This is a genomic window from Nostoc sp. FACHB-110 (assembly GCF_014697425.1).
Classification (GTDB): Bacteria; Cyanobacteriota; Cyanobacteriia; order Cyanobacteriales; family Nostocaceae; genus Nostoc_B.
Window position 1 is genome coordinate 1 of sequence record NZ_JACJRU010000059.1, and the last position, 13571, is coordinate 13571.

General features: G+C 41.9%; 14 protein-coding genes. 2 read left to right on the forward strand and 12 right to left on the reverse strand.

The window, feature by feature from the left end; all coding sequences use genetic code 11:
• Positions 1–100: 100 nt before the first annotated feature.
• From H6G69_RS31020 to H6G69_RS31040, 5 genes are all read right to left on the reverse strand, one after another.
• Positions 101–577, reverse strand: a complete 477-nt coding sequence (locus H6G69_RS31020) for a hypothetical protein (protein ID WP_190693172.1) — start codon at positions 575–577, stop codon at positions 101–103.
• 47 nt (positions 578–624) lie between these two features.
• A complete protein-coding gene (locus H6G69_RS31025; RefSeq protein ID WP_190693174.1) occupies positions 625–2052 on the reverse strand; it encodes a hypothetical protein in 1428 nt (475 codons plus the stop codon).
• 75 nt (positions 2053–2127) lie between these two features.
• Complete coding sequence (locus tag H6G69_RS31030) at positions 2128–2514, reverse strand: four helix bundle protein (RefSeq protein WP_190693176.1); 387 nt, start codon at positions 2512–2514, stop codon at positions 2128–2130.
• Positions 2515–2553: 39 nt separating this feature from the next.
• On the reverse strand, positions 2554–3279 hold the full coding sequence (locus H6G69_RS31035) for a hypothetical protein (RefSeq protein ID WP_190693178.1): 726 nt from the start codon (positions 3277–3279) through the stop codon (positions 2554–2556).
• Positions 3280–3294: 15 nt separating this feature from the next.
• Positions 3295–4356 carry a type IV secretion system protein gene (locus H6G69_RS31040; RefSeq protein WP_242072251.1) on the reverse strand — a complete coding sequence of 354 codons (1062 nt, stop codon included), beginning with the start codon at positions 4354–4356 and terminating at the stop codon, positions 3295–3297.
• Positions 4357–5016: 660 nt separating this feature from the next.
• On the opposite strand from H6G69_RS31040, the gene H6G69_RS31045 reads away from it, so the two are divergent.
• A complete protein-coding gene (locus tag H6G69_RS31045; RefSeq protein ID WP_190693180.1) occupies positions 5017–5364 on the forward strand; it encodes a hypothetical protein in 348 nt (115 codons plus the stop codon).
• A 289-nt stretch (positions 5365–5653) separates the two neighbouring features.
• Positions 5654–7537 (forward strand): class I tRNA ligase family protein, encoded by a 1884-nt coding sequence (locus H6G69_RS31055; protein WP_190693217.1) that lies wholly within the window; start codon positions 5654–5656, stop codon positions 7535–7537.
• Between the two features lie 469 nt (positions 7538–8006).
• Here the strand turns inward: H6G69_RS31055 and H6G69_RS31060 are convergent, their stop codons facing one another.
• The 7 genes from H6G69_RS31060 to H6G69_RS31090 all read right to left on the reverse strand — a co-directional run bounded on the left by H6G69_RS31060 (position 8007) and on the right by H6G69_RS31090 (position 13075).
• A complete protein-coding gene (locus tag H6G69_RS31060) occupies positions 8007–8660 on the reverse strand; it encodes a hypothetical protein (RefSeq protein WP_242072252.1) in 654 nt (217 codons plus the stop codon).
• Between the two features lie 253 nt (positions 8661–8913).
• The gene (locus H6G69_RS31065; protein ID WP_190693184.1) at positions 8914–9771 is read right to left on the reverse strand and encodes a hypothetical protein; all 858 of its coding nucleotides are present in this window, start codon (positions 9769–9771) and stop codon (positions 8914–8916) included.
• Between the two features lie 21 nt (positions 9772–9792).
• Complete coding sequence (locus H6G69_RS31070; protein ID WP_190693186.1) at positions 9793–10152, reverse strand: hypothetical protein; 360 nt, start codon at positions 10150–10152, stop codon at positions 9793–9795.
• 55 nt (positions 10153–10207) lie between these two features.
• Positions 10208–10888: a hypothetical protein gene (locus H6G69_RS31075; protein ID WP_190693219.1), complete on the reverse strand. Its 681-nt coding sequence runs from the start codon at positions 10886–10888 to the stop codon at positions 10208–10210.
• Between the two features lie 210 nt (positions 10889–11098).
• On the reverse strand, positions 11099–11563 hold the full coding sequence (locus tag H6G69_RS31080) for a hypothetical protein (RefSeq protein ID WP_190693188.1): 465 nt from the start codon (positions 11561–11563) through the stop codon (positions 11099–11101).
• Positions 11564–11566: 3 nt separating this feature from the next.
• On the reverse strand, positions 11567–12583 hold the full coding sequence (locus tag H6G69_RS31085; protein ID WP_190693190.1) for a site-specific integrase: 1017 nt from the start codon (positions 12581–12583) through the stop codon (positions 11567–11569).
• Positions 12584–12667: 84 nt separating this feature from the next.
• A complete protein-coding gene (locus H6G69_RS31090; RefSeq protein ID WP_190693192.1) occupies positions 12668–13075 on the reverse strand; it encodes a four helix bundle protein in 408 nt (135 codons plus the stop codon).
• Positions 13076–13571: the final 496 nt, after the last annotated feature.

The window sequence follows — 13571 nt, forward strand, 5'->3', positions numbered from 1 at the left end:
CAAGAGGAGAAAAGGGAAACTACAGTACACAACGTGTAAAATTTAACGTTGCTTCTTCCGCTTAATTTTTTGTTACATACTTATGAATTTTCCCCACGACTTACTTAGGTGTGTTTGTTCTTTCTGAGGAAACAATTCGCGGTCTAGTAATAGTTCTATTTGATGCCACTGGTAACGGTTTTTCTGATTGCGGTTTCACCACCAAACTCGTGTACTGTGGCTGTCCTGACGCTGCTATCAGCTTGAACTGATACTGACGAAGATCAGTCAGGATAGTTATTTGAGTTGAGCCATCACTGCTAGATGTCATGTTTGGGAACGCTATCGGCTTGATTTGGCGCAAGAAAATTACAGTTGCTGGACTTCCCTCGCACTCGCTACTGCTTTTGGCGCACAGATTACCATTAGAGGTAAAACTGTACCTTGTCGGATCTCCCAGCCACACTTGTTTTATCGTTTCGCCAGAAGGCATGAAATTTATAGTCAAACCATACCCAGCAAATATTTTTAGGTTGATGGTAGCTGTTTCAATATCCTCAACATATACAGTTCTTTGAGATATTGCTTGTGCTGCCATTATTGGATTAACTAGTATTACACTCGTAAATAGAGCCAAGAATTTTTTCATAAAGAAATTGTTTGATTGACATAGATGCGAACTGTTTTCCCCGCCTCAATTGCGTAAACTTTTTGATTACCCATTGATTGCGCTCTTTGTTCAGAAGCTGTTTTCATGTCTTGCAGTATTGAACCTATCGCCCCTTCGCCAAATCCGGCTATTGCATCTCGATTTCCGCCTGTAACACTGCTGCTAGTAAACCCATTGCTTGTTGTGGTGATTGAGCTAGTCGGACTATTCTGGAGCGACACGGCTTTCCCCACTCCCGCCAAGGCCGCAGAAAATATCGTGTTCGTGAAATCACTTCCACGCCCTGTTTGCGCTTTCAGCAATTTCCCACTACTTGCTAGTATCCGTACTGCACCCGTTGGTAGTTTTTTCTCCTGCGTGTCTCCATTTTGATTTACTAAAATCGCACTAGCGTTTAATTGGGCGTATCCTTCAGTATTGGTGTTGCTTAATTGCACTACTAAATAAGACCCTGTTGGTACTACCATACTTCCATCAGACGCAAGGAGTTCTTTAGTCAGCCGAACAAGATAGTTTTGACTAGAAGAATCACTATCCGCCCACACTATCGGCGTTTCTAACTTTCCTTCGCCAATTGTCCCAACCAAAACTCGTTTACCATTGCTCGGTGTAACTAGTTCTTGCGACTGTTGTTTTGAATCAGGCGCAACCCCAGTTCCACCTTCTATACCATTCGCCAATTGCTTGTCTAATTCTGGCTCGGTTTTTGGCGCACTAAAACTACCTGCCTCGGCTACAGCCAGCCATTGCTGCTGTGGGTCAACCGTGACTCTTGATGTCCCAACAGTTGCCACCTTGGACGGTTTAACGGGAGATTGTCTTGGTTTTGTTACTGGTGATTGTTGTACTTCCCCAGTTACAAGAGTTGGTACAGGAGTTCTATCGGGGCTTCTTCTTATTGGTGTTGTGGAAGCTCTTGGGTAAGAGCGTGTGGTGATTGCTTGTGTCCTCGCTATCGGTGTTGTGGTTGGCTGTGGGGTAGTTTGTGCTGTTGGTGAAGCAGTCTCAGTTGCTTGCACCTTTGCTTTGCGTTCACGAAGTGTGCCGAAGGTATCGCGCAAATTCTGCAATGCTGTACTCTGTGTTGTTAGTGCTAGTAGCGTCTTGTCCTTTTGCCCTTCATCTACTACTGGCGTTTCTTCGGCTTGTGCAATAGACTTGTTCGGTTCAATTTTGTTTGTAGTGTTCAGGGCGTTCAAAGAACCGTTGATGATTGCTCCAATTGTCCCCACAAACATAAATATTCCACCACCAATTACGCCCATTTTTATTAGTGGGCTGTAGGTCACAAGAGGGCTTGTTTGGACACGCTCTGTTGGCTTTTGTTCTTTTGGCGGCTCAGAGTCTGATTCTTCTAATGAGATATTCACCTCATTCATTTGGGCAAACTTCGGATGCTTCATTATTTGGCTATCTCCTTCATTAATGTGCAGGGTGCAGGGGTGCAGGGGCGCAGGGGCGCAGGGGAGATAATTAAATTAACGCTTTAATATCCAAGGGGACGGGTCATTGATAATTTTTACTAAACTACCTAATACGTGATTGTATGTAGAGTAAATTTCTCTAGCCACTTCAACATCTAGGTAGTTGCATTTAACGGCAAATGTTAACCATGTTTGAGTTTCTGCTGCTTCTGCCTCGCAGTCGCTGAGTTTAGCTATAAAAGCAGCTTCATATCTACGTTTTCTCCATGCTTCTGCCATATTTGCACAGACCGAACGTGAGGATCTACGAATCTGATCTGTTAATGAATATCTCTCTTCTACAGGAAACTGCTTTGAAAGTACAAAGATTTGCATAGCTGCATCAAATGCTATCTTGTAAACCTCTAAATCCTCATGACTTTTGATTGCTCTTTTTTCCATTTCTCCCCTGCTCCCCTGCTCCCCTGCTCTCTTCATGCTTCACTTTGCCAACTCCAAATCTTGTATTTTCGTAATCTCTAATCCTGATGCGCGGATGTTATTTGCAATAGCCTGATACTGTGATGATAGTCCGCCAAGTGTCGGCGTGTCGATCGCTCTGACATAAATTGTTTTATTGAAGCTGATTGGTTCTCCTACCATATCAGTCTGTTTAAACATAATAATGTCTGCCACCATATCCACTGCCCAGTAACCATTTTTGATTTTTTTCGGTTCGCTCAAAAAGTTCACCTTCAATATTGATTGTGTGTTCCCTGTAAATATGTCCGGTGGCGTAAGTTTCCCTAGCTCTTTGAGAAAGGATGCCCGGAAATCTTCTGATAGGGCAAAGCCATGCTCCCACACAGAAGTTGTAATTTTGTTTTCCCCCGTTGGCACACCTGGATCTATTTTCAGCTTTTTCGTAGGGTCAGGGCTATACTCGTCGTTTACCTTGGGTAAGGCATTCCAACTAAGCAAGCCTGTCATTGTTCTGCCTACAAAATATGTAATGGCTTGTGGCGATCTCTCATACGAACTTATAGACGAGACTCTGATTGATTCACCATTACTTAGCTCTACCAATGTTGGGGCTTTGCTATTGGCCACCGAGTGTAGTGCTGCGGAATTTACTATCTCAACAATAAATAGCATTGCCAGTAATGCTGCATTCCCCATCAGAAATATCGGCGTAAAATTCAGTTGTTTTCTTTCTAATAGCTTCATCGTCTTTTATTTTATTTAACGATTTCGAGGACTTAACAACATCCCGACTCCGGCTCTCATTCCACCGCTAAATGCTGTAAATGTTGCCATTGCTGTACCTGTTCCAATTGCCATTGCCAAAATTGGTGATAGTACCGCGATAATTAACTGCGACAGTATCGGGTCTGTCGAGGGGCTATTAACTATTGAAGAAGCCGATATTCCGACAATGATTGAGTACGACACTAATACCATTGTCAGTCCCAGCCATCCTGATAACCATGCGTATATCGCTTTTGTGCTGACTGGTAACAACGACAATACTAAAAATATTGGTGCTATGTATGCCACCAATAAGAAGGACAACTGTACTATATACTGAAATCCTGCTGCTAGACCACTAAATATGCCAAACAATATTCCTTGGATAGCACCATTAATCATTTCTTTACCCATGTCTATAAGGTTTCGGCTCCCAGAGCCAGCATTTAATCCTCTTTGTTGCCTAATTTTTTGTGCTTCTTGTTGTGCCGTATTGATAGTACGGTCTATACAATCCTTTCGGGGACTGTATTCTGTTCCATCTGTATCGACATCTTTTTCATCCAATTTCTCACATTTAACCAACGCTGCTTGCAGAGCAAATGTAAAATGCTGATCAAAATTCACCGTTCTGATAGCATCCTTCAGCGTCACACCATTTCGAGTAATCTTTAGTACATTGCTATTGAGTGTGACAGTCGTATTTCTCAGTGCCATTGTCCCTTTTGCTAGTAATGCCCCATTATTTGATAGCAGCAAGATTACTATTAACGGCATTGCCATCTCACGCATGACATTGGTTGAAAATCCTTCTTCCGTAAACATCTGATACCAACTTAAAGACCAAAAGCTGACTAACACTACTGCTATCAGCATTGATGTTGCTACTACAGCTGTATAAGCTGGGCTTGTACCTTCCACTATCTGTGTCCAATCGTTCTTAAAGGAGTTCACAAACATCTCTGAGCCTTTGATGGCTGCATCTAATGTCTCACTCGAAATTGTCACCCCTTGATTTGTCCCTGGTGCAGGGTCAGCTAACAGATACCAAATCATACCTATATTTCGTATATAGAAGTCTACAATTATGTTAATACTAGTAAGTAGGTTTGAATTCTTTACTTTCTTGCTCGTCAGGATGTATTAGTAGCAATTTTATTCTTATTCAAGGCTTTCGTTCATCTTCATTTCATCAATGAATGTCAACTCTTAATCATTAAATTAGTATTACTAATCTAGTTTTCTATTTCTATTTATTTATCTATTTATCTTGGCTGTTAACTCAAGATTAGATACAACAATTTTTCCTACTATCATAGAAAAATTAATTGTAATTTGATTTAGAAAAATCATAGAAGTAAGAAATGTCTCAAAAATTTATATTTTTTATTAAAATATAAATTTTTTAACCTAATTTAATCTGATTGGCATGAAACCTTGAAGATTAACAATAAATATTATTCAGATTCTTGATCATTCTGATAGATATATTCTTACGGATAACATCTCATACCAAGCTATTATTATATGTATGATTTCTCCCTCTGTCTTCTAAAATTAATATTTTTGGAGGCAACTTAGCAGCAGTTGAAAAAGTTTAAGTTTTTAAATTATTAATTAGATTACTTGCTTTCTTTCTGAAGCTTTGATAATCTTTGACTTTCAATAATAAAACTGATTTAAGTTATTTTTCCTCTCTCTTACAGCATTTTGAATATGAACAGTCGAATAATATTAATCTCTGCGTTAGTCACACTCAATGCTTGTAGTAATGCAATCAGCCCAATAGTTGGTACATGGCTTTCTGAAGACAACGTAGATGAGTTTATCATTGCTAAACAAGCAGACAAATTTCAGGTATCTTTTAGTAGTAGAGGCGAGAACCAAGGGATTTATCCGGCTGAAGCAACTGAAAAACAAATTACTTTTAATATCAATCTTGGTTTTTTAAATGGTCATTATAACTGCTCTTTAACAACTGTTGATGAAATGGACTGTAATCTCACAGCTAATACACTTTTAGCTAGTCAAACTCAATCAGTTAAATTAATTAGAAAAAAATAAATATTTACCGCACAGGATACATAATTTACAAGGGCTAAAGAATGATCTGCACGTATGCTTATTAAAAACGTTAAAACTATATGCAGCCAGTTTTTTTCGACAATATTGCCTACTTTTACACATATTTCCGCTCAATAACAGATAAGAGCGATTGCTGCCGTGAGCAGAGTGTACCATTTTGGAAAAACCATACTTGTGATGCTACAGTTATATTACAAGCACCCATTGAGGATTTCATCATGCACGACTGGGAACTATAAAGCCGGATCAAACTGATCCGGCCAATTCTATTCCACCAAATTCTACTTACGACCACCGCACGGTAGAAGCCCGATGGCAATCTGTATGGCAGCAGACCCAACTGTATGAGGTCGATTTAGCTACGACTGCTCACCCCTTTTACAATTTGATGATGTTCCCCTATCCCTCAGCAGAAGGTTTGCATGTTGGGAATGTCTATGCCTTTACTGGAGCCGATATCTACGGTCGTTTCATGGCGATGCAAGGCAGAGAAGTCTTACAGCCAATGGGCTTTGATGCCTTTGGCATCCATAGCGAAAATTTTGCTATTAAGCAAGGCATTCATCCAGCCACACTCACGGCACTTAATATTCAACGATTCCGAGAAACACAGTTGAAAAGAATTGGCAATCGTTTCTGCTGGAATCATGAAATTCAGACCACAGATCCCTCGTATTATAAGTGGACACAGTGGATTTTCTTGCAGTTGTTCAAAGCTGGGTTAGCTGTTCGCAAAAAAGCAACAGTAAACTGGTGTCCTGAGTGCAAAACAGTTCTTGCTGATGAGCAGGTGATTGGCGGTGAGTGCGAACGGTGTAACTCACTCACCATTGAGCGTGAATTAGAACAGTGGTTCTTCAAGATCACCCAGTATGCTCAACGGTTGTTAGACAATTTGGAGCAATTGGATTGGTCAGAAAAAGTCAAAGCGGCTCAACGAAACTGGATCGGTTGCTCCGAAATCGATGGCACCGTGCAGTATCATCTGCGAGATTGGTTAATCTCTCGGCAACGCTATTGGGGGCCGCCGATTCCGATTATTTACTGTGAAATCTGCGGTACAGTCCCAGTTCCAGAAGAACAGTTGCCAGTGCAGTTGCCCGAAACTGAAAATTGGTTGCCTCAAGGAACCGGAAATTCGCCTTTGGCAGACATTCCAGAATTTGTCAATACAACCTGTCCTTGCTGCGGTGGTGCAGCGCGGCGAGAAACCGATGTTTCTGATAACTTTTTGGATTCTGCTTGGTATTTTTTGCGCTATCCCTCCAGCACTTGCTCTGATGTTCCATTTGATCCAGCAATCACCACTAAATGGTTGCCTGTGAATATGTATATTGGTGGCGCGGAACATTCTGTACTCCATTTGTTGTACACTCGATTCATTACAATGGTTTTACACGATTTGGGCTATCTCCCCTTTGAGGAACCCTTTCGACAATTCCGCGCCCACGGATTGCTGACTAAACTCGGTGCCAAAATGAGCAAATCGAAGGGTAATGTGGTGAATCCCGATCAATACATCGAGGAATATGGTGCAGATACATTGCGAACCTACTTGATGTTTTTAGGCCCATACGACCAGGGTGGTGATTTTTCTGCTCGCGGCATTGCTGGCATCCAACGATTCTTGGAGCGAGTGTATCAATGGGTACTCAAACACCACAATTGTCTTCAGCCCCATCCTCCTTCTTTAGCTTCGCAGCAGCGTTTACATCAAACCATTCATCAGGTTTGTGAAGATATTCAATCACTGAAATACAATACAGCAATCGCCGCCTTGATGAGTTATTTCAAAATGCTGCAAGCAAAGTTGAGTATTGCTGAGGTCGAATTGAAGTCTTATCTATTGATGTTGGCTCCTTTTGCACCCCATCTGACCGAAGAACTCTGGCAGCAATTGGGTGAATCTGGCTCTATTCATCAGCAGCAATTTCCCCAGTTCGACCCTCAATTGTTAATTACTCAACAGGTAACAGTCGCAGTGCAGATTAATGGACGTACTCGTACTACTATCAACCTTTCACCGAATGCTTCACAACAGGAGGCCATTGATGCCGCAAAACACACCCCAGCAATTCAAAAGCATTTAAACAATCAGGCAGTTCATCGTACTATTTACGTTCCTGGTCGAATTCTTAATTTTGTCACCTAAACACCACAAATCCTGAGACTGCCTAAAATAACGTGACATACTCCTACTAGTGGGTCATTTGGCACGCTTATAGCCATTGCTAAAGACAGGAAATGCTTATCCTGCATAGGCTCTGTTGATTTTGGTATAGCCTCATTGATGACATTTAACCCACTAATAGTCTGTCAAGGAAACTTTGCGTGCTGGCAGGCTTGGGGCTCTTAGCAGGGAGCGGAGGGGAAAATTTCTCCCCCTTGCACCCTGCCCCCTGCACAAGAGCTAGGTCTACACAGCAATATTGGGTTGGTGAACTACTAATTCTTTAAAACTGAAATATACAAGGCTAAAGTATTAGCCTAATTGCATAGGGCTGGAAAAATCGACCGTCTGGACATTAATTATTTAAAACTGACAAATAATTCCTGAATGGACAACACAGCAATGTTGGGTTGGTAAACTACTACACTCCCAATACGGTTCGGTCTAAAAATTAAGTAGCAGGTTGATATAACCCAATGCTTTCATTCCATTCCCAGCCAACTCCCGATCTATCCTTACCCTTGCTCCATCCAACAAACAGTGCTGGCGGTAAACTATCTCGCTGCTGACGTACACTTGCTACATCTACTCCCAGTCTCACAGCTAAAGCTTCTTCCGTTAATGGCTGTATTCGGTTCGTATAGCTTTGATAGACGGAACTGTTTTTGTTGGTTTTACTACTTCGTCTTGGTTGATTATTCAGATAATTTTGAATTTTCGTCATTGCCTCCCTCAACTGCTTCACTGTAGTTGTTAAGTCCTGAATCTTTGCTTCTAAACAATCACTCGACTGGTTTACAGGTTTTTCCCCATCTGACTCTAGACGCTCCAGTCGAGCATGAATAGCCGATATTGTTTCCCAATTGATTTCACTGCTGCTGTGATTGGCTCTTACCTGTATTTGAGAATTCTGGCTTCTGTCCCTAGTAGCAACAGCGATCTCATCAAGGTCATTTGTGGAATCATCTAGGTAAAGTTCGATAAAACTGGTGAGCGTTGCTGTTGCTGTCGTTCCTCTATCACGACAACAAGCAATAAACTTCTCCCACATCTTTTGCTCACAGTTGAACGATGCCAGTTTCTTACCTGATCCTGTATTACTCATATCTAGGTCATTTAAACCCGATTTACCTTGATGCTTACCTTGACAATATCATTTCTTCGGCATCAAGTTAAGGGACTTCCCATCACCCAGACGTTTTTGCATCATAAAAATCCCCACGCTGCTCTAATTTAAAACCACCCAGCAACAATCCCAACCATACTTCTATTAGCCCTTTAAATCCCTGTTGAAATTTAGTCAAGGAAATTTTATCTTTTACCTATACAAGATACACAGTGATCGCTCGTGCCAACAATTAAGTTTGTGTTTTGATTTTTTGAGCCGGATACCAACCTTGAGCAACTGCCTCAACATATTCTGGAGCATCAACATTGAAGTCAACCTCTAAGATTGAAATTTTTTGCTCATTTTTCCAATCATCCCAATCAGGATGAATAGAATAAGGCAAATCTATGCTGGGATACCAGCCTGCTTCTTTAAATTTAGAAGGGTACTCGCTTGCTGGTGTATATCTATTTACATATAAGTATCCAGGCTTGGAATTCAGCCAATAAGGAGTTTCTTCTGCTTTGGCAAATCCTAAAACCTGGGCTGACTCTGGTACAGTCCAGTATTTCTGTCCAACCAGTAAAGTCTTATCTTCATATTCATAAAAAAGCCCAACTGCTGGATGCCAACCTTCACTTTTGGCTTCTTCTGGAATATTCTGATTAACGACTAAACAAGTCTTATTTGTGTAAGAAAAAGGCAGAGTACAAGTTCTGTTTGAACTATGTAAAGCATTTTGTTTGCATTGTTTGTAATTAGGGCATTTTCCTGGCGGCTTATTTGTCATTACTTCGCAATCTAAAAACAGCCAGCAATCTGTGTCAGGTTTCTTAGGTGCAGTACATTGCACTTCCATTACATACAGGTCAGCATAGCGTTTTATAGGAGAGCCAAAGTAAGCCTTTCCTACAGGTTTTGCACCACGCTTTACTACTAAACCGCGCTTTTCAATCTGGGTTTTTGTAATTAATGTAACCCCAATTTCTTGGAGCAATGGAACCCACGCTGTGCGCTGTCCATCCCCCCAAGAGAACGGCTTACCATTCAAACCATCAAGGACTATTCCTGTTAGTTCATGGATTCTCTCAAGGCGTTTTTTAGACATACTTATAATAAAAGACACACCTCAAAAACAAATTGTTTTAAACTCCCAAACCATCAGTTCCTCTTCATCCCCAAAAGAATCGATTACAGTTATATTCCACCTAAACTGATGCCAATATCTTTTTAATTCCATTGATTTTACTAACACGCTATCTTCTTGCCAAGTCTCGTATCTATGACCTACTAAAATTAAATCGCCTTTTCTGGTAATTGGTACTTCACATTGATAATAAACAATGCCTCCATCGTCACCAACTGCGACAGGAAAAACATCAGGTGTAAATGGGTGAGCAATAACATACTGCTCTTGTCTAGGAGTTAATATGATACCGTATTCTCTCACCATTTTTCGGGCATTTTCTGAACGGTTTAGAGATTCCATAGTTGAAATTTAAAAGTGAAAATTTAGTACTCAAACTCAATTAGTCTAATATTTATTAGATATGTAATATATTAAAGCCATTCATTACTATCCAAATATTTTTATTGTCATAAAAATCCCCACGTTGCTCTAAGGTAAAACCACCCAGCAATAATCCCAACCATACCTCTACCATCGGCATTTTCAACTTCCGTTGCAGTTGAGTTAGGGTAATTTCATCTTTTACTTGAGCAAGATACACCTCGATCGCCCTCTTCCATTTATCTACATCTTCATCCCCCGCCAGGCGATGAACGTCTTCTACTGTCTGAATCTCCAGCATTGTCAAGATATTCTCTTTCTCCACAGGTGCGGCTACCGAATCTTCCTTCACCCGATGAGTAAATGAGTGCGACCCATGCGGTCTAAACGTCTGCTGTGGCGGGTCTTCGATTAAATCATCCAAATCTAGCTGCATGGTTGTCCGCACCAAGCCAGCAAATAGATCCGTTCCGATCACTGGCCCCTCTGTATCATTCAGAGCGCGTACATCTTCCAGCAATAACCCAGCACGCGACAGGAGAATATCTGCGATTTGATAAAACGCTGCCGCCGCCGTTGATAACTGCGCTTCAGTTGATAAATTTTCCAATTCTGTGTCTAAGCACTCCCATACTGGGGCTAGTGACGAAGTGGGTGGGGCTGAGGATACCTCCTCTAGCACATCCCAAATTGTTAACTGGCGATAGCTGCTCAACTCGCTTTGCTCCAATTCAAAAAAGGTCAACAACAGGGTGTGGCGCAACGGGTGTGGGGTGTAGGAAAGACGGTGTTGAGAGGGGATACAAGCCCCTCCCAACACAATTGCCCTTTAGGGCAGGGAACCTGTACCCTCTGGTTGTTGGGGCTGTATTTCCCCTACACCCTACACCCCACACCCCGCCCCAACGGGGCTTGGTCAAGTTTATCAGTCAGGATTTAACGGGCATGGACGCACTGGGCAATGAGTGGGGGAAATTTCAAACATATCCTTATATTGGGGCAACGAAATACCATATTGTTTGGCAAATGCTTGCAGCACCTGGTCTGTATACGCACGGATTTTTCCGGCAGTCAATCCAAAGCAGTGGATTGGCTCTAGCCGACAAACTGGTTTTTGTCCTAGCCATAGTTCTGCACTCAACGCGTGCAACGGTTTATCTCCCGCTTCCTTGTATAGATACAGCACTGCATAATATGTTGCTGGCGGTTCGACCTTAATTTTATCTATTTGTCCTGATTTATCATCGCTGCGATGGCGATAAAAGGAACGCCGATTATGGCAGACATTGGGATTCCAGCAGCCATCACCCTCTAGCCCGTGCAGTACCTTCGCTTTCGATGTCGGCATTTTTGCACACAATTGGCATTTGGGATCTAAAGGCTTGGGCATACTTTACTCCTGTTCTTCTTCCCCAATAGCGCGGTAGTAAGCCGCGATCGCCGCTTCTTGTTCCGAGCGAAGTGTGTACCGCCGAAATGCTTTTTCGCTTTGGTGTCCGGTCAACTTACGTGCATGACCTGGATCTACACCCAACAATAGTAAGTCCGTAGCGTAAGTATGCCTAAACGAATGCGGGTGTAGTTCTTCAATGCCTGCAAGCGAACCTATTTTCTCCACTGCAAAATAAATTCCGTGATAACTCAAGCGTTCACCTTTAAATGAAGCATGGTGTGAAATCATCAACGGGGTGAGGCTGTTTAATTCTTCTCCCTGTTCTCTACGCGATCGCAAATACTCTTGCAATACTTCGCGGCTTTCTTTTCGCAATGGCACTAGGCGCGGTTCATTCGTTTTCGTGTCTGGCAAAAACAACAGCTTGCCATCATAAGACCCAACGTTTAACTCAACAATTTCCCCTGCTCTTAACCCATGAGAGAGAATGTGTACCAGTGCTGTATCTCGAAGCTTTGTTTCTCCTAACAACTCCAATGCCGCCCATACTTTTTCCATCTGTTCTGGGGTTAAGCTTTGGGCTGGCGGTAACGGAATTTTTTCTAGTTTTACTCCTAGCGTCGGATTTGTCGCCATGATGTCAGGATATGTGCAACACATCCATTTGAAAAAGCTTTTGAGTGCTGAAATCCCGGCATTAATGCTGCTTTTTGACAACGCTTTGCCTGCATCTGTCTTTACTTCATCGCGTAGATATTCCTTATATAATGCCAAGTGGCGTGGGCGTAGCTCATGATACGACAGCTGCGTCCATCCCAAAAATCGCTTCAGTTCTCGTTCGTACAGTTTCCGGCTATTCACCGACAGATTGTTACTGCGGAGAAATTCTAATACCTTTACATGGCGAATATCTGTTGTTGGTCGCGCTCTTAAGGGGCGCGGTATTCCTTGCGCTGTTTCACCATTCAACGGAATTAGCTTTATTGGTGGTAACTCACCTAGTTGGGGGTTGTTCATCACAAAAATTTCCAAGTCGGAGGTCGGAGGTCGGAGGTCGGAAGTAATTATCTAGATGTTTATTCTCTATTTGGAGTTAAATTATTAATTCTCGCTTGCCGCCTCTATTCTCCTGCCGTTCGATTTGCTGCCATTCAACCTCTGTTTAATTGTGCGGGTAGAAGCGACGAGTATCTTCACTATTTCCAAAGCTTCTTGAAGTAACGGATAAAATTTAGATTTCTCTACAACTTCAGACTCGATTAAAATCTCCAACCAATATTCAGTTTCGCGTGCTTCTTTTAAAGCAATTTCCATTTTGTGCCAAAAATCTTTATCAGACTGAGCCGACCGCGATTCTCGTACATTCGCACCAATACTCGTTCCAGAACGTAACAGTTGCTTTGATAATGTGCGGTATATCCCTGGCTTTTCATCCAAAAAGCTGCAAGCTTTAATAATTCGGATGGCAAACACCTTACTTTTATCAACAATCCCCACATTTTTATCCATGATTGCACCTATTCCACATTCTTACTTGCGACCTGCGACCTGCGACTTGCGACCTCCCCCATCATACCCGATCGCGCCCCAACACAAAATAAGAAACAATTATCTTTTATCCGATATCAACTACGATATCAACCACTGTTTTTGACAGCACAAATTTTTCGACATTCTCCATGCCGATTGCTGACTTATTGCAATGTTTTAAAGCTTTGATTTGGTTGTAGCGCAGTTGATCTATTAAGGCGTTTCTCTCTACAACTGCTCATAATTCATCTTAGCTTTTCTTTAGCATTAATCTCTCGGTTTTAGTCCATCATTCACATAACTTATTAGGAATGGCTTTCGGACGGACGCACAACCGCTTGAAACCTTGTCCCCTTTTAAAGGGGGAACATCTAAAGCCTCCACCAGGGGGTTTTGGGAACTGAGTGCGTAAGTTCTATATTTATTACCTATATAAGCATACGGTATAAAATAAATTATTATCTATTTACCTAGA